The sequence below is a fragment of the Novacetimonas hansenii genome (assembly GCF_014843995.1).
Classification (GTDB): domain Bacteria; phylum Pseudomonadota; class Alphaproteobacteria; order Acetobacterales; family Acetobacteraceae; genus Novacetimonas; species Novacetimonas hansenii.
In genome coordinates this window covers 3,024,594-3,045,580 of record NZ_CP062147.1, presented here as the reverse complement: position 1 = coordinate 3,045,580, position 20,987 = coordinate 3,024,594, and the positions used below count along the sequence as shown (strand labels likewise).

Here is a 20,987-nt window from a genome sequence, read left to right as displayed (position 1 = left end):
ACCTGACGGAGTTCCCGATCATGACGTCTTCCACCGATAATTCCCCCCTGTGGCAGGGTACGGGCAGCGATCCTGACGCGTTTTGTGCGCGTCATGTTGGCCCCGACGCCCACGATGTGCGCGACATGCTTGATGTCGTGGGGGCCGAAAGCCTTGAGGACCTGATGGCGCAGACCGTCCCCGGCGATATCCGCCTGAAGGGGGAAATGGGTCTGGGTGCCGGCATGTCCGAAACGCAGGCCCTTGAACGCCTGCGTCAGATCGCGGGCCGCAACAAGGTGATGACGTCCCTGATCGGGCAGGGATATTACAATACGTTCCTGCCGGGTGTGATCCAGCGCAACGTGCTGGAAAGCCCGGCCTGGTACACGGCCTATACCCCGTACCAGCCCGAAATCAGCCAGGGCCGGCTGGAGGCGCTGCTGAACTTTCAGACGCTTGTGACCGAACTGACCGGGCTGGACGTGGCCAATGCCTCCCTTCTGGATGAGGCGACGGCGGCGGCGGAAGCGATGGCCATGGCCCGTCGCGTCGCACGCAGCAAGGCAATGTCGTTCTTTGTCGATGCGGACTGTCACCCGCAGGTGATTTCCGTCCTGCGGACCCGTGCCGAACCGATGGGCTGGACGCTGGTGGTGGGCGATCCGGCGCATGACCTGCACGCGGACGAGGTGTTTGGCGCATTGTTCCAGTATCCGGGGTCGTCCGGGCAGGTGCGTGATCCGCGTGCCGCGATCGCGGCCCTGCATGCGGCTGGTGCGATCGCGGCGATGACGGCGGACCCGATGGCGCTTCTGCTGCTTGAAAGTCCGGGCGCGCTGGGGGCTGATATCGCGGTCGGTTCGATGCAGCGTTACGGCATGCCGATGGGCGCGGGTGGCCCGCATGCGGCATATATGGCGGTGCGTGATGCGTTCAAGCGCAACATGCCCGGTCGCCTTGTCGGCGTATCGATCGATTCGCGGGGCGAGCCTGCCTATCGTCTCGCATTGCAGACGCGCGAACAGCACATTCGCCGTGAAAAGGCGACGTCGAACATCTGTACCGCGCAGGTGCTGCCTGCCGTCGTATCGTCGATGTATGCGCTGTATCATGGGCCGGACGGGCTGCATGCCATCGCCACGCGTATTCATCGCCTGTGTGTCGTGGCGGCGGCGGGTCTGCGCGCGCTGGGCGAGGATGTGCGCACGGATGCGTTCTTTGACACGCTGACCATCGCGACGGGTGAACGCACGGCGGACATCGTCAATCGTGCGGTGGCGGCGGGAATGAACCTGCGCCGGGTTGATGCGCATACCCTTGGCCTCAGCCTTGACGAAACCACGACACCCGAAGTGGTGCGTGCGATCTGGACCTGTTTTGCCGGTGATGCGGCCCGCGTGGCCGCGATGGAAGGGACGCTTGACGCCCCGGCCACCGCAATCCCACAGGCGCTGGCGCGTACGGGCGTGTTGCTGACGCAGGCGGTCTTCAGTGCCTATCGCTCTGAAACTGACATGCTGCGTTACCTGCGCCGCCTGGCGGACAAGGATCTGGCGCTGGACCGTTCGATGATCCCGCTGGGGTCATGCACGATGAAGCTGAACGCGACGGCGGAGATGATGCCGATCACGTGGCCCGAATTCTGTGACATCCATCCCTTTGCCCCGGCGGACCAGATGGAGGGGTATGCCGAACTGTTCGCGGAACTGCAGCAGATGCTGTGCCGCATCAGCGGGTATGACGCCGTCTCGCTCCAGCCCAATTCGGGTGCGCAGGGCGAATATGCCGGGCTGCTGGCGATCCGTGCCTATCACCGCGCACGCGGCGAGGCCGGGCGTGACGTGTGCCTGATCCCGGCATCCGCCCATGGCACCAACCCGGCTTCGGCGCAGATGGCGGGGATGAAGGTTGTCGTCGTCAAATGCGATGAACATGGCAACGTGGACATGGATGACCTGAAGGCCCGCATCGCGCAGCATGCGCAGCAGCTTGCCGCGATCATGATCACCTACCCCTCCACCCATGGCGTGTTTGAACAAAGCGTGCGCGAACTGTGCGATCTGGTCCATGCGGCGGGTGGGCAGGTTTACCTGGATGGCGCGAACATGAATGCGCAGGTCGGGTTGTCACGGCCGGGGTCATATGGGTCGGACGTCAGCCATTTCAACCTGCACAAGACGTTCTGCATCCCGCATGGCGGTGGTGGGCCGGGCATGGGGCCGATCGGGGTTGGTGCGCATCTGGCGCCTTTCCTGCCCGGTCGCCCCGAACTGGGCGAAGCCAATGCCGTGTGCGCGGCCCCATTCGGTTCAGCCGATGTGTTGCCGATTTCATGGACCTATATGAAAATGATGGGGGATGCGGGCCTGCGTCGCGCGACCGAGGTTGCGATCCTGAATTCCAATTACATTGCGGCGCGGCTGTCGGATTATTACCCGGTGCTGTATCGCGGGGTGAACGGGCGGGTGGCGCATGAATGCATCATTGACCTGCGTCCCGTGCGCGATACGGCCGGGGTCACGGTCGATGATATCGCCAAGCGCCTGGTCGATCATGGCTTTCACGCCCCGACCGTCAGCTTCCCCGTCGCGGGCACCTTCATGATCGAGCCGACGGAGTCCGAGGGCCTGCGTGAGCTTGACCGTTTCTGTGAGGCGATGATCGCCATCCATGAAGAAATCGGCGAGGTCATGGACGGCAGGATCAAGGTGGAGGACAGCCCCCTGCGCCATGCGCCGCATACCGTGCGTGACGTGACCGACCCGGAATGGGACCGTGCATATGACCGTGCGCGCGGGTGCCTGCCCGGTGCGGTGCAGGCAGGAAGCAAATACTGGTCGCCGGTCAACCGGCTGGACAATGCGTATGGGGATCGTAACCTCGTCTGCTCATGCCCTGACCTTTCGACCTATGCCGAGGACTGATCCAGGGATGCGCTGGCGCATCTGAGGGTATTTCGAAAAGCCGCCCTTTACCGGGGCGGCTTTTTTTCTGGAAATCCGTCTGTGCGATATCCATGAAAAGCGTTCAGGGGCTGTTGGAGCGACTGTTTTAAAACACTCCATCAAGAGAGAACGCGAACATTTCAGGCGTTATCCTGTTTTTTTGCAAAATCAGGCTCAATAATATCCTGAAATTATGAAAGTTTTTGGTGAAGCTTTTTCTAAAAAGCTTCAGAAGACGTCGCCTTTTTGAAAAAAGGCGACACCCAAAAACTTTTCTAATTTTTATCAATGGTTTATTTTTAAATGTAATATCATAATTTTTTTCAGTATATATATCTTAAAAACCCTTAAAAATATAACTCATTAAGAAAATAATGCGATATTAAGGGGTATTTTTCTTTTAATAATTTTGAAAAATCTGCACAATTATCTTTTATTTTTTCAGAAATCTGTTCATTTTGTATTTATAATAATTTCTATACTAAAAAAATTGCCTTGGAATGCCCATTTTACGTCTGTGTTCGCGGTCTTATGCCATGTGGAGCGATCGCCTCTGGCCGGGGATGTATCCGATGGGATATATCGGGATCATCAGGTTACAGGGAGCGGGCATGCGGTATCCACGGACATGGTGCATGGGTGTGATCGGCGCGATGATGCTGTCGGCATCTTTCGTTATGGCGCCCATCGGGCATGCGGCAGGGGATGGCATCACCCATGGTGTGGCCGACATGACGGGGCAGGTGCAGCAGGTGCCTGCGCGGCCCGGACATATCGCGGATCTTTGGTTTGCGCATAACGAACTGACCATCATGCTCGGCGCGGCGGACAGGATTGCGGTTACGGTGGACCGGCCCGATACCCGGCCGTGGATGTTCCTTGTCGCGCCTGCACTCTATCATGCCATCGGGGTCAATGGCCCGGCGGTCAACGCCGAAAGCCTGCTGAAGGCCGGGGTGGATGTCGCCTTTGTCCCCAACGGCTCGGCCATGGCGGCGGCCCTGCGTGCGGTGGGGATTCCGGTGCTGGTGGCCGGGTTCACCGATGCCGCAAGCCTGCGTCGCTCGCTGGAGATGACAGCACAGGTGATCGGCACACGGCAGGCGCAGGAGGTAACGCGCGCCTATGAAACATTGCTTGACGGGGTGATCCACGATACCCGCGCGCGCACCGACGCATTGGCCCCGGATGCACGGCCGCGCGTGGTGCATATCCAGTCCCTGCATCCGCTGCGTGTGGACGGGGCGCATACGATCATTGACGAATGGCTGTCGATCGCGGGGGCGCGGAATGCGGCGGACGGGGTGGATGGCAATATGAAGCCCATTTCGGTCGAGCAGTTGGCCGCATGGAATCCTGATGTCATCATCCTTGGCCCTGATGCCGGGACCTTTGACCCGATGGCTGATGGCGGCGTGTGGCGCAATATCACCGCCGTGCGCACGGGACATGTGATCCATAACCCGGCGGGCGTGTTCCCGTGGGACCGGTATGGCAGCGAATTCCCGTTGCAGGTCGCATGGGCGGCGCAGGTGCTGCATCCTGACCTGTTCCCGGCCACCGATATGGTGGAACGGACCTGTGCGTTCTATCGCACCTTCTTTCATTACGACCTTGATGTTACGCAGGCGCGGCGGATACTGGCGGGGCTGCCCCCTGCCGGGGCGACGAAGGACGGGGGGGCCTCTCCCCGTTGATCCTGCGTATGATGGGGCGTTCTGCCGGATGGCTGGTGTTCGGCGGACTTGTGCTATGCCTCCTTGTCTCTGCCTGCCTTGGGCGTTACGCCATTGCGCCGGGTGTGATCGCCCGTTTTGTGGTGACGGCCATGGGCGGGCAGGCATTGCCGCAGGCGCAATATGACATGGTGCATGCGATCCTGATGGGCGCGCGCCTGCCGCGGATCGGGGCGGCGGTGTGCGTGGGGGCTGCTTTGTCGGTCTCTGGCGCGACATATCAGGCGGTATTTCGTAACCCGCTGGTTTCCCCCGGCCTGCTGGGCGTGCTGGCGGGGGCGGGGTTTGGCGCCGCGCTGGGGATTGTCAATGGCATGGGCACGACGGGCGTACAGGCGCTGTCGTTTGCGGGCGGTATCCTTGCCGTATCGTTCGGGGTGGGGGTCGCGCGCATGTTCGATGCGGCCTCCCTGCTGATGCTGGTATTTGGCGGGTTGATCAGTTCCGCCCTGTTCACCGCGCTGATGTCCATGCTGAAATATGTTGCCGACCCGCAGCAGCAGTTGCCCGACATCGTGTTCTGGCTGCTGGGCAGCCTGACGCAGGTTGATGTGCTGCGGCTGGAGGTCATGGCGGTCCCGGTCTTGCTGGGGATTGTGGTTCTGTCGGCCTGCGGGCGGATGCTTGATGCATTGGCAATGGGCGATGAAGAGGCGCGTACCCTTGGCGTGCCGGTTACGGCATTGCGTTATGGCACGATCGGTATTGCAACAGGGCTTTCGGCGCTGACGGTGTCGGCGGTGGGAATGATTGGCTGGATCGGGCTGATCATCCCGCACGTGGCGCGCCTGCTGGCGGGGCCGTGCAATGCGCGTGTCATTCCGCTGAGCGCCGGGCTGGGCGCAATTTTCCTGCTGGTATGTGATGACCTCGCACGATGCCTGTCGGCCGAGGAAATCCCCGTCGGGCTGCTGACGGACCTTCTTGGCGTCGTGGTGTTCATTTCCGTGCTGCGCCTGTTGCGGCGGGGGTGGCGGTTATGAAGGGGACGGTGCTGGATGTGCGTCGTGTCGGGCTGCGCCGTAATGGGCGATGTGTGCTGGATGACGTATCACTGTCGATCGTGGCGGGGCGGATAACCGGGCTTCTGGGGCCGAACGGGGCGGGGAAAAGCACGTTGCTGCGTGTGCTGCTGGGGGTGTTGCGGCCGGATGCGGGGCAGGTCCTGCTGGATGGGCGCGACCTGTCGCAATGGCACCGGCGCGAGGTCGCGCACCGGATCGCCTATGTCCCGCAGGGGCATATATCGCTGTTTCCCTATACCGTACGTGACGTGGTGGCGCTGGGGCGGGTGTCCTATACACCCTTTGCGCGGAAGGTCGGGGCAGAGGACGCGGCCATCGTGGCGGATGCGCTGGTGCGGCTGTCGATCAGCCACCTGGCGGCACGGTCCTATACCGACCTGTCAGGCGGCGAACGTCAGGCCGTGCTGATCGCGCGTGCGCTGGCGCAGGGGGGGCGGATACTGGTGTTGGATGAACCAGAAACCGGCCTTGATTATGGGCAGCAGCAGCGGCTGTATGCATTGCTGCGCGAACTGGCGGATGATGGATATGCAATTGTTGCGACAACACATGACCCCGTGCGGGCCGCTGTTGCGTTTGACCATGCACTCCTGTTGCGGTGCGGGCGGGTGATGCGTGACGGCCCGGCCGCACAGGTGCTGGATGCGCAGGGGATCGCACGGCTGTATGCGCGCGGACCTGATGACGAATGCACAGGGGCAGCATCACCAGAAGAAATATCATGACCTTACAAAAAACTTGCAGGATATTGCCTTGGCAGGCTGTCTGCAAAGTCAGGATCTATAACATACTGAAATTATAAAGTTTTTTGGTGAAGCTTTTTCTAAAAAGCTTCAGAAGACGCCGCCTTTTTGGAAAAAGGCGGCATCCAGAAACTTTATCTTGTTTTCAAACAATCTTTCTTATGACCTGAAACAGGCAATGCCTTTTGGAGCATTCTGAAAAAAGCTGATGTCACGGCCCCGGCTGTTTGCAGACAGCCTTTGGATGTTTTCGAAATCGTCCTAACGGGTGGGTGTGGCCGGGACATTATCGACGCGGATCGCCTTGCCCGTGCTGTCGTAATAGACGATGGCCCCGCCATGGCGTTCGGCATAGCCATCGGGCGTACCATGCTGCGTCCAGAACAGCAGCCGGTTGACGTCGGGCTGTTCCTTTACCTTGTCACCGGGGGGGATGAAGCGGTACTGGCTGTAATCCATATGCAGGCGTGGCAGCGGCGGGTGACGCGAAAGCTGATGCATGGACTGGTGGCGTTTGAAATCGGCCTCGTCCTCGTCTTCCTGCGCCATGGCGGGAATGGATGACAGAAGAAGCGGGAGAAGCCCAAGGGCCACGCATCCGGCAATCCTCCAGTGTCGTTGCTTTACCGGCATATGCGTCGCGCCCTTTCGCCTTATCCACACAGGAGGGGGCAACATCCCCCTTTTTCGATGCGGGTGCAAGGCGCAGGCGTCATGGCCTGTGTGGTGGCGATCCGCAGGGGATTACTGGAATGGCAGATAGCGGAAATCAAAGAAGATCTCGCTCATGCTCGTGGTGGGGGCCCCCCCGATTCCGCCCCATGTATGCACGCGCGAATAGGCAAGCTGCGTGCCTGCCTGCACGGTGCCATACTTGCCCTTGATGAAGCGGTACCATGCCCCGATCGTGAATTCCTCCACCGATTTTATGCTTGCGGTGCAGGCTGATGACCCTTCGGTCCAGCACCCGCTATTGTCGGAGAGCGGGTTGCCATAGCCATAGGCGGTGCCATCGGAATCGAAATATCCGCGTCCCGAACGCTGCATCCCGAAATAGCCATAGACGTCGACCAGGCGGTTGGGATGGGCGATCACGCCCGCCGTGGCCTGCGCGCTGCTAAGCAGGTCGGGCGCGCCATTGGCCTTCAGCGTGGCATCAGGCAGCAGGACGGAGCCATAACGCCCGATCCCCTTGCCCGCCAGTCCGGCCAGCCGTATTTCGAGCGTGTGCGGGATGACCGGCAGGATCATCGACCCGCCGCCACCCCATGCGATGGCGGTATGGTTCTGCCCCTCGCCACCGATGACCGAACGGTCATGCGGGAAATGGACGATACCTTCCATTTCATAATGGCCCCATGACGGGTCGCCTGCGATCTTTGCGATGATGTCGGGGGCGATTTCGTTGGAATAGTTCGTGCTGGATCCCGTCAACCCGACGCCGTTCGATCCCACCTTGGCATAGTTGCCGCTGCCGGGGAGGGCATATTCGCCATTGTCGCTATAGGCTGAAAAACCGGTGGTGTCATAGATCGTGGCCGGGTTTTCGATCGACAGACCCGCCCACAGCCGGTGTTCGAGGAAGTCCTTGACCAGGCGCACCTGCCACTGCCGCGTCCATGTCTGCCCCGCAAGGATGGAGGATTCGATGGTTTCGGGCAGGCTTTCCTGTCGCGGTATGATGCCGACGCGATCCGGGGTCAGCATCGTCCATGCCTGTCCGATCAGGAAGTGCCAGTTGGTCTTGGCATCATCCAGCGTCAGGTACGCCTGACGCAGGCGCGGGACGTAGGAATTGCTTTCATAAGGATTGGTTGTTTCCGCACTGGCGCCAAAGTCGCTTTCGACAAATCCCGCCACCGTCACGTGCGTGCCCAGCGGCGCGCGCGCCATGAGGGAGAAGCGGGTATAGCGCGCATCGCCGTTGAAATTGTCGGTGTGGAAGTTCGAACTGTTGCGGAAGGGAATGTTTGCCCACGAATTGAAGATGCCCGAGGCAACATGGCGGTTTTCCTCCAACGCGGCGGCGTCGAAGAAACCACCAAGGATGATGGATACCGCCCCGGCATGGAAGACCTTGCTGCCCAGTGCGCCGGCAGACTGCGCACCGACGGTTTCACGGGTGTGGGGGCCGACATTATTGTTGGCCATATGGGAAATCAGATCCTCGTCACGATGGGCGACGACGGATTCGAATGTCGGGGTGTCAAGGAACGACCCGTTCGGATTGTCGGAATGCCCCCCGATATGCGGCGCGCCCATGCCCGGCGGCGTGCGTTCACCCATGGCGGTGATACGCCCCTCATGCGGGGTCCAGCCACCGCGCACATGCCCTGCGCTGCCTGATACCTGCAGGGAATGTTCCCCCGTGCCCGTGCCGGTACCGGCATGGGCGCGGTGCTGTGCGATCTGCTTGCGCATCATCGTCAGGTCGCGTTGCAGTTCCATCTGCTGTTGCTGGATGCGTTCCATCTGTCGCTCCATGATATCGAGCGATTCCGGGTCATCATCGGCCCATGTGGCGGATACGGGCACCATGACAGAGCACAGAAGCAGGGCGGCCGACAGACGGTGCCAGCCAGCGCGACGGGGGGGGAAATTCCGCATATATTACCAGTGGGCCTCGGACTACGGGTCAAGACTATTCTGTGTCAAAACATTTCCCGGCGTCGGCGTAAATGATAATTTCTTTTAAGAAGGATATTTTTACCTTCTGCAATATTCGGCCCATGCCCCGTGGGGCCGTCATGCCGCGCCTTCGTCCCGGCGCGCCGTCACGCCATAGACCGTGTCGTGCCAGACGGCATCGTTGGGCGGTGGGGTGACGCTGCCGGTATCGGTATGGGCAAAGCCTGCGCGCTGCATCACGATACGCACCAGACGCTGGCGTTCCTCCGTTTCAATCGCCTGCCATAATGCCACGGCTTTTTGCGGTACAAAACCATTGCCGTAGGTAACGAGTACCAGCCCCCCGGGTTGCAGCACACGGGCAATTTCACGAAACAGCGCGACAGGATGGCGCAGGTAGGGCACGACATCGCACAGGCACACGGCGTCAAGCGATTCATCGGCCAGGGGCAGTTCGGTCGTGTCATTGAGGTCCTGCACGATCCGTTGTGTCAGGCGCCCGTTGGCGTCAAGTGCCGGGGCATCCACCCCGATGCCGATTACGGCGTCAAAGGCGACATTATCTGGCAGGTGGCTGTCACTTCCGGCCATCAGGTCAAGGATGCGTCCCCCTTCGGGCAGCATGGTGCGGTACAACGCCGTGACGGCCGTGCATGCCCCGGGGTCCAGCATCGGGCCGGAGGGACGTGCGGACCAGAAAACGGTGTCGGAGTCGTGCGACGCGCTGAGGAAGGCGCCAGGATGAAAGCCGTGCAGATCGTTCATGAATGTGCCAGATGCGACGGGGTGGGACGAAACGGCCGGTCGCCTGCACGTTTCGCCATGCGCGAAAAGACGCCACGGCATGTTGAGAATGCCGCCGGTTGCCGCCATTTACGACAGATTGAACCAAAGGAGAAACCGCAGACATGGCCCGAATGATCCATTCCATGATCCGCGTGCGTGACGCAGCCGCCAGCGAGGCGTTCTATGACCTTGCCTTTGGCCTGCGGCCAGTGGACCGGCTTGTGTTCGATACGTTCACGCTTATCTACCTTGCGAATGCGGAGCAGACGTTTGAACTCGAACTGACGCTTAACCATGATCGTGACCATCCGTATGACCTTGGTGACGGATATGGCCACCTTGCGGTGTCGGTTGCGGATGTGGACGCGGAACATGCGCGCCTGTCCGCCGCCGGGCTGTCGCCGCAACCGGTGAAGGACATGTCATGCGGGGCACGGTTCGTGGGGCGGTTTTTCTTTATTACCGATCCTGATGGATACCGGATCGAGGTTCTGCAACGTGGCGCGCCGGGGCGTTTCCTGTAAAAACGCGTCAGCGGGCGACTCGCACAGGGGCGGGCATTTCGCGGCCGGGACGATGTTGGCGTATATAGGGCACAGATGAAGACCAGCTTTTACAAGATGCATGGCCTGGGGAATGATTTCGTCATCATGGACGAACGTGCCAGCCGCCTTGACCTGACGCCCGCGCGCATCGCCGCCCTGTCGGATCGTCAGCGCGGCATTGGCTGTGACCAGTTCGTGGTGCTGCGCCCCGCCTGCCGTGATGGTGCGGATGTGTTCGTACGCTTTTTTAATGCCGATGGCACGGAATCCGGGGCGTGTGGCAATGCCTCGCGCTGTGTCGCGGCCCTGATCGGGGATGAACGCGGGACGATGGCCCCCGTATTGCAGACGCGCGCGGGCCTGTTGCCAACCCGGATTGCCGGTGATGGCGTCATTACCGTCGATATGGGCCTCCCCGCGCTGGACTGGCGCGATATCCCCCTCGTGCGGGAGGTCGATACCCTGCATCTGCCATTGTGGGGGGACCCGGCCGCGGCATCTATGGGCAACCCGCATGCCACCGTGTTTCTTGATGTGGGGGATACCACCGACCCGCGCGTGCGTGGGCCGGCAATGGAATGCGACCCGCTATTTCCCGAACGGGCCAATATCGGCTTTGCGCAGGTGCGCGCGCGCGATGACATGCGGCTGCGGGTATGGGAACGTGGCGCGGGCCTGACACTGGCATGTGGGTCCGGTGCGTGTGCCGCCGTGGTCAATGCCGTGCGGCGTGGGCTGGTCGGGCGTACATGCGTTGTGGAAATGGATGGCGGCGTGCTGTCGGTGACGTGGCGTGAAAGCGATGGCCATGTCCTGATGAGTGGTCCCGCCGTGATGAGTTTCGAAGGCACTGTGGCGCTGGATACCTATCCCCGATGAAAAAGCCTGAAATCCTGACATTTGGCTGTCGGCTCAATACCTACGAAAGCGAGGTGATGCGCACCCATGCCGCCGGGCTGGACAATGTCGTGATCGTCAACACCTGCGCGGTCACGGCGGAGGCCGAGCGCCAGGCCCGTCAGGCGGTGCGTCGCGCCCATCGTGACCGTCCCGACGCGCGCATCGTCGTGACGGGGTGTGCGGCACAGATCGACCCTGACCGCTGGGCTGCGCTGCCTGGTGTCACACGGGTGCTGGGCAATCGCGAAAAACTGGCCGCCGAAAGCTGGAGTGAAGCCGCGTTGTCGCAGGGCAATGCGGTATCCGACATCATGGCCGCCCGTGAAAGCGCGCCGCATCTGGTGACGGAGTTCGCAGGCCGCACCCGCGCCTTTGTGGAGGTGCAGCAGGGGTGTGACCATCGCTGCACCTTCTGCATCATTCCCTTCGGCCGGGGGCCGTCACGTTCCGTTCCCGTCGGCGTGGTGGTTGAACAGGTGCGCGCGCTTGTCGCCTCGGGCTATCGCGAGGTGGTGATGACCGGGGTGGATATCACATCATGGGGTGGGGACCTGCCGGGACAGCCCTCGCTGGGGCAGTTGTGCCGCAGGCTGCTGGCCCTGGTGCCCGAACTGGAACGGTTGCGCCTGTCGTCGGTTGACCCGGTGGAGATTGATGACGGGTTGTGGCAACTGCTGGAACATGAACCCCGCTTCATGCCCTATCTGCATCTGTCGTTGCAGGCAGGGTCGGACATGATCCTCAAGCGCATGAAGCGGCGTCACCTGACGCATGATGTCGCCGCCGTCATCGCGCGCGCGCGCGGATTGCGGCCCGATATCGGGATCGGCGCGGATGTGATCGCCGGTTTCCCGACCGAAGACGAAGCGCTGTTCAATGAAACACTGGATTTCATCGCAGGACAGGCGCTGCCTTACCTGCATGTCTTCCCCTATAGCGAGCGGCCCGGAACGCCCGCGGCCCGGATGCCCGCCATTCCCATGGCACAGCGGCGCGAGCGCGCCGCGCGCCTGCGTGCGGTGGGGGCGCAGGCGGCACGTACCTATCACGCGGGATTGCTGGGGCGGCCGTTGCGGGTGCTGATGGAGACGCAGACATCCGGGCATTCCGAGGAATTCGCCCCGGTGCGGCTGGCGGATGGTGTTGCGCCGTCGCAGGCGGGACGGATCGAGACGGTGCGGCCTGTGGCTTTTGACGATAACGGACTGGTGGCGGAATTACCCTGACATGGCTCTTGGCTTTTTCTCACGACTCAAGGCGGGGCTGTCGCGCTCCACACAGAAACTCAGCGGTGGGCTCAGCGCGGTTTTCACCCGACGCAAGCTTGATGATCAGGCGCTGGAGGATCTGGAAGACCTGCTGATCTCTGCCGATCTGGGGCCGAATGTCGCGGCGAAGGTGATTGATTCCTTCCGTTCCTCCAAATTCGGCAAGGAAGTGACGGACGAGGAAGTCCGCACCGCACTGGCGGAAGAAATCGCGAAGATCCTTGAACCTGTCGCCATCCCGTTCGAACCCGATCCCGCGCACAAGCCGCATGTCGTGCTGGTGGTGGGGGTCAACGGCACGGGCAAGACCACGACGATCGGCAAGATGGCCCGTTATTATGGCGAGCAGGGCAAGAAGGTCATGATGGTCGCGGGCGATACGTTCCGTGCCGCCGCAGTGGAACAGTTGCAGGTCTGGGGCGAGCGTGTGGGCGCGCCGGTCATTGCTGGCCCCCCCAATGCCGATGCCGCCGGTCTTGCGTTCGAGGCGTTGAAGAAAGGCAAGGCGGAAGGTGCGGACCTGCTACTGGTTGATACTGCGGGGCGCCTGCATAACAAGGGCGCGCTGATGGAGGAACTGGCGAAGATCATCCGCGTGATGCGCAAGTTCGATGAAACCGCCCCCCATTCCGTCTTTCTGGTGCTGGATGCCACCACGGGCCAGAACGCGATGGAACAGGTGCGGGTGTTCAAGGAACTGGTGAACGTCACAGGACTGGTGGTGACGAAGCTGGACGGTTCTGCGCGCGGGGGGATTGTCGTGGCGCTGGCCGATGCGTTCGGCCTGCCGGTCCATATGGTCGGTGTGGGCGAACAGGCGGAGGATCTGCGCCCCTTCTCCGCGCAGGCCTTTGCGCAGGGGCTGGTGGGTGACGATATCAAGGTGATCGACCGCGAAACCCCGGCGGACAATGGGGAAAACAAGGAAGGCGCATCACCCGATGCAGGGCAGTAAAAGGCGTTTTAAAACAACACATTGATAAGTAATGATAAAAGCTCTGGTATGTTGCCTTTCCCCAAAGGGGAATGCCGTTCAGGGCTTTTATCATTCAGCAGACTGCTGGCCCTGTCTTTAGCTGCCCCTGTCTTTACAGGCAGCCTTGGAAGAAGTTTCAGGCGAAGATTTTTCCTGAAAAGCTGCGCAGCAAGGCGCATGCCTGAAAATCGCGCCTCCAGAAACTTTGAAACTGTTTGAAAAGTCAGGATCGATAAAACTCTGAAATTATAAAGGTTTTTGGTGAAGCTTTTTCTAAAAAGCTTCAGAAGAGGCCGCCTTTTTGAAAAAAGGCAGCACCCAAAAATTTTTCTTGTTTTTTATCAATGACTTGTTTTCAAACAATCTCTTTGTCTTTCCCCCACTACGCGTTATGAAAAAAGGGGATCATCCTGCAAAGGATGATCCCCCGTTCCCGTCAGGGCGGTCGTGAAACGACCGTTCAGATCGGCAATGCGCGTTCGAACACGGATTCCAGCGCCATGATGCCCGGCAGGGTCTTGCCCTCCAGCCATTCAAGGAATGCGCCGCCCGCGGTGGAGATATAGGAAATATCCTTCGTTACACCCGCATGGCGCAGGGCGGAGACGGTATCCCCCCCACCGGCGATGCTTTTCAGCCTGCCTTCCTGCGTCAGGCGACCAACTTCCTGCGCCACCGCGTTCGTACCTGCGTCAAACGGTGCGATTTCGAATGCGCCCAGCGGGCCGTTCCATACCAGCGTTTTCAGCGTCGCGATCTTTGCACACAGGTCGCGGACGGTCTGCGGACCGACATCAAGGATCATCGCATCGTCGGGAATGGCGTCGATCCCGACAACGCGCGTGGGCACGTTGGCCTTGAATTCAGTCGCGGTTACGGCATCGACCGGCAAGATGACCTCGCACCCTTTTTCCTTGGCCTTCGCCAGGATGGCGCGCGCGGTGTCGTGCATTTCCCCTTCCTGCAGGGAACGCCCGACCTTCACGCCCTGCGCCGCAAGGAACGTATTGGCCATCGCCCCGCCGATAATCAGCACCTGTACCTTTTCAAGCAGGTTACCGATCAGGTCGAGCTTGGTGGAGATTTTCGCCCCGCCAATGATCGCCCCCACCGGACGTTCGGGATTTTCCAGCGCGATGTTCAGCGCGTTCAACTCCGTCTCCATCAGGCGTCCGGCAAAGGACGGCAGGTGACGGGCCACCCCCTCGGTGGAGGCATGGGCGCGGTGGGCGGCGGAGAACGCGTCATTGACATAGAAATCCGCCAGTGACGCCAGCGATTTGGCAAGGTCTGGGTCGTTGGCTTCCTCGCCAGCATGGAAACGGGTGTTTTCCAGGACCACCACGTCGCCATCCTGCATCGCATCGACGGCGGCCTGCGCCACCGGGCCGATACAGTCATCGGCAAAGGTCATGGGACGGCCCAGCGCATCGCCCAGCGCATCTGCGATCGGGGCGAGCGACATTTCAGGCACGCGCTTGCCCTTGGGGCGGTCGAAATGGCTGACCACAATGACGCGCGCGCCCTTCTGCGCCAGTTCCTGTATGGTCGGCAGCAGGCGCAGCAGGCGGGTGGCGTCGGTAATCTGCCCGCCATTTACCGGAACGTTCAGGTCCGCGCGCAGAAGAACCTTCTTGCCCGCGGGTTGAAGCTGATCCAGCGTCTTGAACGCAACCGTCGCCATTACAGGCTGCCGAACAGGGCGGCTGTGTCGGACATACGGTTGGAGAAGCCCCATTCGTTGTCATACCAGCTGCAGATGCGCACCAGCCTGCCGCCGTCGATGACCGCCGTCTGTGTCGCATCAAAGGTGGAGGATGCAACCGAATGGTTGAAATCCGAACTTACCAGCGGTGCTGTGTTGTAATCGAGGATGCCCTTGAGCGGCGCCTCGCTCGCGGCCTTGCGCACCGCCTCGTTCACTTCCTCGACGGAGGACGGCGCGCGCTGTGGCACGAAATCAAGCGAGACGAGGGAGACGTTGGGCGTCGGCACGCGGATGGCGGTCCCGTCAAGACGTCCCTTCAGGTGCGGCAGCACGAGGCCCACGGCACGGGCTGCCCCGGTGGAGGTCGGGATCATGTTCAGCGCGGCGCCACGCGCGCGGCGCGGGTCCTTGTGCAGGGTATCCACCGTGCGCTGGTCGCCGGTATAGGAATGGATTGTCACCATGTAGCCGCATTCGATGCCGAATGCATCGTCCAGCACCTTGGCCACCGGGGCCAGACAGTTGGTCGTGCATGATGCGTTGGAAATGACGGTCATATCGGATGTCAGTACATCCTGGTTGACGCCATAGACGATCGTTGCATCGACGCCCGATGCCGGGGCGGAGACGATGACCTTGCGCGCGCCTGCCTTGATCAGTTGCGCGGCACTTTCCTTGTCGGTGAAGCGACCGGTGCATTCCAGCGCCACATCCACGCCCGTGAACCCGACCTTGGTCGGGTCCGCCTCGGCAGAGACATGGATCGGGGCATAGGTACGGCCATTGGCCGTGATGATGATGCTGTTGCCTTCGACACGGACTTCGGCCGGGAAGCGGCCATGCACGCTGTCATAGGACAGGAGGTGGGCATTTGCCTCGACACTGCCGAGGTCGTTGATGGCGACAGGGACGACATCCGTGCGTCCGCTTTCGATAATCCCGCGCAGGACGAGGCGACCTATGCGACCGAAACCGTTGATCGCGACTTTGACAGCCATTTCTTATTCTCCGTTAAGGTCAGTTCTGTAGTGCAGCGCTTCGGGATGACGTGTCCGGAAAAGGCAGATCCCCGTCATCATGCCGCCGGTTGCCGATGGTCCCGGCAGGGCCGTTGCCGTGTGCGTGGAGGACCTCCAGCGCGCGGGCGACGATATGTTCGGGTTCGATGGTCACGTTACGCACCTGCCGTGTGCCGGCGGTGACGTTTTCACCAAAACCATCAATCCCGATGAATGTTCCTTCCTGTCCCAGCCAGCGTTCCCACCCGAACCCGGATGCGGCCTCCACGCCAATCCGGGGTGCCGTTCCCAGCACCTGTTCACGATAGGATATTTTTTGCGCCGCGAACAGTTCCCAGCATGGCAACGACACCAGGGCCGCGCCAATTCCCTGTTCACATAACAGCAGTTGCGCCGCGCGGGCAGTCGCGACCTCCTGTCCCGTGGCGATCAGCGTGACCTGCCGGGGAAGGGTGGGGGAATCGGCGACCACATATCCACCCCGCGCACACAGGTTCGTCAGTGGGTGCGCATTGGGCATGGAGGCGTCAGCGGCCATGTCGCTGGCCGGGATGAACGGGCACAGCGTCAGCAGGCTTGGGCCGTTGGTCCGTTCAAGGGCGAGTTCCATGCACTCCATCGTCTCGCGCCGGGTGGCGGGACGGAATACCGCGACGTTTGGCATGGCGCGCAGGCTGGCGAGCTGTTCCACTGGCAGCCAGGCCGGCCCGTCCTCTTCGGGCGACAGGCCCCCATCGGTCAGGAAATAGATGACCTGGCGTTTCATCATGGCGGCAAAGCGCAGGGCGGGACGCATGCGGTCCACGGCGACGAAGGTTGCCGCCCCGCATGGCAGGAACCCGCCATGCAACGCGATCCCGTTCAGCAGTGCGGCCATGCCATGCACCTGTGTGTCGCACCGTGTCGGCAGGGCGGCGGGGCCATGGCCCGTCGTCGCACCGGATGCCAGCCCCAGGCGTGAACGCAGGCACAGTAACTCAGGCAGCAGTTCGCGCAGGATATCAAGGCCACGCCGGGCATAGCTGGTGGTGGGGAGTGCGGGATGGGACACGCGATGCCGCCCCGTGCCCTGCCATGACCGCCGCCAGTCGGTACGCCACAGGGCCGGGCGTTCGCCAGAGATGAGGCGTTCGAAATCTATGCGCTGCCGGTCCTTGGCCAGCCTGCGCAGCCATGACCGGCGCGCGGTGGCGCCACGCCGCGCCGCCGACGCCCACAGGCCGGGATCATCGACGAAAGGTTCCGCCGTTTCCGCATCGGGCGCGGGGGACAGGCATGCGATCAGGCAGGGGCGGTGCGTGCGGATGGAGGATGCGATGGCGGCGGCGATCTGTTCGGGCTGATTGGCTGCGACCTTGCGTACGGACCATCCCGACGCGGCATAGCGGGGCAGGGCGGCTTCGGCCTGTACGCGTTCATGTTCCGACAGGCCAACCAGCACCGTGATGCGATCCAGCCCCATCTGCCCCGCCAGTACCGCCGCCTCCAGCGCCACACCGGTGGACAGTTCGGACCAGCAGCTGACGGCCCATATGCGGTGATTGACCAGCGTACGGCCAAAACGCGCGGCCATGTGCTGTTCCGCCATGGCCATGCCGATGGCGGCACCCAGTCCCTGCCCGCTGGGGCCGAATCCCATGGCGGTTGCGGGGTGGGGGGTATCGTCCATGCGGATCGCCGCCTGTCCCGACAGTGTGACCAGCGCATCGACAAGCGTACGGTAACGGACGGATGACACCACGAAACGGTCACGGTCGAACCATGTGGGACAGGCGGGGTCGAATCTCAGATACCGGCTCCACAGCACGGCGCAGGCATTCGCCATCGCGCAGGCATGGATGACATGGTGGCTGTCGGGTTCGTTCGTGCGGATGATCTGCCGGATGGAGGCTGCGATCCGGCCCGTCTGGTCCAGCGGCGCATCGTCCCCTACCGCCGGGGGCGGGGATTGCGGCATGGTCTGGACGGGGTCGGGAGGAGGGGGCTGTTCCATGCCGTCTGGCCTGATCCACCTGTTGGTTCATGGGGAAGGCGAATGGGCCGCAGGCGGGGGCGGCGTTGTGCCATGCGGGCTCAATGTCCGGGTGATGCCGTATCGGGGCATCGTGAGTGTTCCACGACTACAGGATGAAGCTTCCTGATCGCAAGTCCCGTGAATGCATGCATGGTCACAGGCGTTTGATGGTCTTGGTGCAGCCGGCGTGCCGGTTATGGCCCTGCCCGCGGCATCCGCTGCGGCAGGGCAGGCATGGCGTGCGGTGTCACGATGCGTGCGGAAATGCAGGCCGGGCGACAGGTGGGGAGGGTGGGGAAGGTTTTTTCGCGGTGCGGGGGGCATGGATTTGGTGAAGCCGGCAGGCATCGGGGATTTTGGGTATTTTCATCCGTTGGGTCTTCGTGGCGGTGGGATTTGTGGCGGCGCGCGTAACGCGGGATTTGCAGGGCGATATTTTTCTCCCCTTGCCCCGCGACGTGGATGCTGTATCGCTTGGCGGTCATGCCTGTATCATGCCGCACCGCACTGCCCGTCTGTGTTGTCCTTGCCTCCAGCATGTTCTGGCTTGGGGGGTGTACTCTGGTGGGGCAAAAGACGTTCAACCGCCATGCCGGGGATCCGCCGCGCGTGGTGATCCCGCCGCCGCCGCCGGTGGAGGTCCGCCACGTTCCGCCATTGCTGGAAATCCGGGCAGGCACACCGCCACAGCAGTGGCAGCCCGACCTGAAGACAGCCGTGGCCGAGGCGCTGGCGCGGAAACCTAACGTCCTGTTTACCATCGTCACCGCCATTCCCGATGCCCTGTCCCCTGATGAGCAGGCCTCATTGCTGTCGCGCCTTGTCGCGACCGATGCGCAATCTGTCGCGGCAGAGGTCGTCCATGATGGTGCCGCCCCCGCGCAGATGGAGATGACAGGCATGACAGATCCGGGCGTTGATGCCCCCATGATCCGCCTTTATGTCCGCTAGGACGCGCCGGAAAGTGGATGTTTTTTAAATTTACAAGACCGCCCTGCCATAGTGACCCGGCGGCCGAACGCTTATAAGACAGGATGGAGAGGGAAATACTCCTGCCTTGGGGCGTCGTTGCGTGACATCGCCGTCCCACGCCGTGGGACGCCCGGCCAGATCCGCCGTACATGGTGTGGTGTGGCTGCGTCCGGCGCTGGAATGACGGTTCGGTGCGGGTATGGAGCGAGGTTCGCATGGAAAGGAAGATCAGTGTCCAGTAATCATCCGGACGGCCATCCGTTTTACCGGTACTGCCGCACCGCACTGGTGGATATCCGTAAGCAGGGCCGGTATCGCCAGTTCACCCCCCTGGCGCGCGAAGCGGACAGGTATCCCGTGTATGAGCAGGAAAAGGCCCCCGCCACGCCCGCGACCCCCGCGTGCGATCATGACCGCGAGGTCGTGGTGTGGTCATCGAACGATTACCTGGGCATGGGGGTGGAACCCGTTGTGATGGACGCCGCCATTACCGCGATCCGCGAACATGGCGCGGGGGCGGGCGGCACGCGCAACATCGCAGGCACCAGCCCCTTTCACACAGCACTTGAACACGAACTGGCCGACCTGCATGGCAAGGAAGCCGGACTGCTGTTCGTGTCGGGCTACGTCTCCAATCAGGCAAGCCTTCAGACCATCTTGACCAGCATGCCGGGTTGGATCTGTTTTTCCGATCGCCTGAACCATGCTTCGATGATCGCGGGCATCAAGGGCGCGCGCGGTTCGACGACCGTCATCTTTGAACATAACGACCTTGAGGACCTGGAGGCCAGATTGGCCGCGGCCCCCCCCGAGGCGCCAAAGCTGATCGCGTTCGAAAGCGTCTATTCCATGGATGGCGACATTTCCGACATTGCCGGGATCTGTGCGCTGGCGCGGAAATACAATGCCATGACCTATCTGGACGAGGTCCATGCGGTTGGCCTTTATGGCGCGCAGGGCGGCGGCATTTCTGAACGCGATGGTGTGGCGGACCAGGTGGACATTATCGAAGGCACCCTTGCCAAGGGGTTCGGCGTCCATGGGGGCTATATTACCGCGTCGAGCGACGTTGTCGAATATCTGCGCCTTGCTGCATCCGGCTTTATCTTTACCACCGCGTTGCCGCCTGCCGTGGTTGCCGCCGCGCTGACCAGCGTGCGGCAGGTGCGCAAGGATGCATGGCGTCGTGAAAGGATGTTCGAACGGGTCAACGCCTTCCGCACGCGCCTGCGTAAGGCCGGGATCCCCTTTACCATGACACCCAGCCATATCGTCCCCATTCCCGTGGGTGATGCGCAGCGCTGTCGTGACCTCAGTGACCGGTTGCTTGATGAATACGGGCTGTATGCCACGCCCATCAATTATCCCACCGTTCCACGCGGGACCGAACGGCTTCGTCTGACGCCCGGGCCATTCCACACGGACGAGATGATGGACCAGATGGTCGAGGCACTGTCACGTTTGATGCGGATCAACGCACCGGTGGAGACCACGCAGAAGGTGGCTGAGCCGGTGAAGTGATGGCTTGGGGAGGAAAGGGACATGTCGCCTTTCCTCCCTGAAGATAAGCAGAGTGCCTGAAAACAGATCACCGATAAAAACAGGAAAAGTTTTTGGGTGCTGCCTTTTGATCGAAAAAGGCGGCGTCTTCTGAAGCTTTTTGGAAAAAGCTTCACCAAAAACCTTTATGATTTCAGGATGTTATTTGTCCTGACTTTTTGAACAGCCTCTAAAAACTCT

17 protein-coding genes are annotated in these 20,987 nt (G+C 61.6%); 10 read left to right on the top strand and 7 right to left on the bottom strand.

Going from position 1 to position 20,987, the window contains the following annotated elements; genetic code table 11:
* Positions 1-20 precede the first annotated feature (20 nt).
* The 4 genes from gcvP (at position 21) to IFJ82_RS13235 (ending at position 6,413) form a co-directional block, all read left to right on the top strand.
* The gene (gene gcvP, locus IFJ82_RS13250; protein WP_192264878.1) at positions 21-2,906 is read left to right on the top strand and encodes an aminomethyl-transferring glycine dehydrogenase; all 2,886 of its coding nucleotides are present in this window, start codon (positions 21-23) and stop codon (positions 2,904-2,906) included.
* Positions 2,907-3,499: 593 nt separating this feature from the next.
* Positions 3,500-4,624: an ABC transporter substrate-binding protein gene (locus IFJ82_RS13245; RefSeq protein WP_225578672.1), complete on the top strand. Its 1,125-nt coding sequence runs from the start codon at positions 3,500-3,502 to the stop codon at positions 4,622-4,624.
* Positions 4,625-4,626: 2 nt separating this feature from the next.
* Positions 4,627-5,646 (top strand): FecCD family ABC transporter permease, encoded by a 1,020-nt coding sequence (locus tag IFJ82_RS13240; RefSeq protein ID WP_408887735.1) that lies wholly within the window; start codon positions 4,627-4,629, stop codon positions 5,644-5,646.
* Positions 5,643-6,413, top strand: coding sequence for an ABC transporter ATP-binding protein (locus IFJ82_RS13235; RefSeq protein WP_192264877.1), 771 nt, complete (start codon positions 5,643-5,645; stop codon positions 6,411-6,413). Before IFJ82_RS13240 ends, IFJ82_RS13235 begins: the two co-directional genes overlap by 4 nt.
* A 279-nt stretch (positions 6,414-6,692) precedes the next feature.
* Here the strand turns inward: IFJ82_RS13235 and IFJ82_RS13230 are convergent, their stop codons facing one another.
* The 3 genes from IFJ82_RS13230 to IFJ82_RS13220 form a co-directional block, all read right to left on the bottom strand.
* Entirely contained in the window at positions 6,693-7,025 is a 333-nt protein-coding gene (locus IFJ82_RS13230) for a hypothetical protein (RefSeq protein ID WP_003617905.1), read from the bottom strand.
* A gap of 150 nt (positions 7,026-7,175) precedes the next feature.
* Complete coding sequence (locus tag IFJ82_RS13225) at positions 7,176-9,038, bottom strand: hypothetical protein (RefSeq protein WP_075624238.1); 1,863 nt, start codon at positions 9,036-9,038, stop codon at positions 7,176-7,178.
* Positions 9,039-9,176: 138 nt separating this feature from the next.
* The gene (locus tag IFJ82_RS13220) at positions 9,177-9,824 is read right to left on the bottom strand and encodes a class I SAM-dependent methyltransferase (protein ID WP_040511512.1); all 648 of its coding nucleotides are present in this window, start codon (positions 9,822-9,824) and stop codon (positions 9,177-9,179) included.
* 143 nt (positions 9,825-9,967) lie between these two features.
* On the opposite strand from IFJ82_RS13220, the gene IFJ82_RS13215 reads away from it, so the two are divergent.
* The 4 genes from IFJ82_RS13215 (at position 9,968) to ftsY (ending at position 13,513) form a co-directional block, all read left to right on the top strand.
* The gene (locus tag IFJ82_RS13215) at positions 9,968-10,369 is read left to right on the top strand and encodes a VOC family protein (RefSeq protein ID WP_062808617.1); all 402 of its coding nucleotides are present in this window, start codon (positions 9,968-9,970) and stop codon (positions 10,367-10,369) included.
* 75 nt (positions 10,370-10,444) lie between these two features.
* Positions 10,445-11,269: a diaminopimelate epimerase gene (gene dapF / locus IFJ82_RS13210; protein WP_192264876.1), complete on the top strand. Its 825-nt coding sequence runs from the start codon at positions 10,445-10,447 to the stop codon at positions 11,267-11,269.
* Positions 11,266-12,516: a tRNA (N(6)-L-threonylcarbamoyladenosine(37)-C(2))-methylthiotransferase MtaB gene (gene mtaB / locus IFJ82_RS13205; RefSeq protein ID WP_003617910.1), complete on the top strand. Its 1,251-nt coding sequence runs from the start codon at positions 11,266-11,268 to the stop codon at positions 12,514-12,516. Before dapF ends, mtaB begins: the two co-directional genes overlap by 4 nt.
* Before the next feature lies 1 nt (position 12,517).
* Positions 12,518-13,513, top strand: coding sequence for a signal recognition particle-docking protein FtsY (gene ftsY / locus IFJ82_RS13200; protein ID WP_075624240.1), 996 nt, complete (start codon positions 12,518-12,520; stop codon positions 13,511-13,513).
* 8 nt (positions 13,514-13,521) lie between these two features.
* Here ftsY and IFJ82_RS13195 read toward each other — a convergent pair whose 3' ends face one another.
* From IFJ82_RS13195 to IFJ82_RS13180, 4 genes are all read right to left on the bottom strand, one after another.
* A complete protein-coding gene (locus IFJ82_RS13195) occupies positions 13,522-13,713 on the bottom strand; it encodes a hypothetical protein (protein WP_192264875.1) in 192 nt (63 codons plus the stop codon).
* 281 nt (positions 13,714-13,994) lie between these two features.
* Entirely contained in the window at positions 13,995-15,218 is a 1,224-nt protein-coding gene (locus IFJ82_RS13190) for a phosphoglycerate kinase (RefSeq protein WP_192264874.1), read from the bottom strand.
* Positions 15,218-16,240 carry a type I glyceraldehyde-3-phosphate dehydrogenase gene (gap, locus tag IFJ82_RS13185; RefSeq protein WP_192264873.1) on the bottom strand — a complete coding sequence of 341 codons (1,023 nt, stop codon included), beginning with the start codon at positions 16,238-16,240 and terminating at the stop codon, positions 15,218-15,220. Before gap ends, IFJ82_RS13190 begins: the two co-directional genes overlap by 1 nt.
* A 19-nt stretch (positions 16,241-16,259) precedes the next feature.
* The gene (locus tag IFJ82_RS13180) at positions 16,260-18,254 is read right to left on the bottom strand and encodes a transketolase-like TK C-terminal-containing protein (protein WP_192264866.1); all 1,995 of its coding nucleotides are present in this window, start codon (positions 18,252-18,254) and stop codon (positions 16,260-16,262) included.
* Positions 18,255-18,758: 504 nt separating this feature from the next.
* On the opposite strand from IFJ82_RS13180, the gene IFJ82_RS13175 reads away from it, so the two are divergent.
* Together IFJ82_RS13175 and hemA are read left to right on the top strand one after the other, a co-directional pair.
* A complete protein-coding gene (locus tag IFJ82_RS13175) occupies positions 18,759-19,226 on the top strand; it encodes a hypothetical protein (protein WP_225578858.1) in 468 nt (155 codons plus the stop codon).
* Between the two features lie 252 nt (positions 19,227-19,478).
* A complete protein-coding gene (gene hemA / locus IFJ82_RS13170; protein ID WP_192264864.1) occupies positions 19,479-20,768 on the top strand; it encodes a 5-aminolevulinate synthase in 1,290 nt (429 codons plus the stop codon).
* The last annotated feature ends 219 nt before the right edge of the window (positions 20,769-20,987 follow it).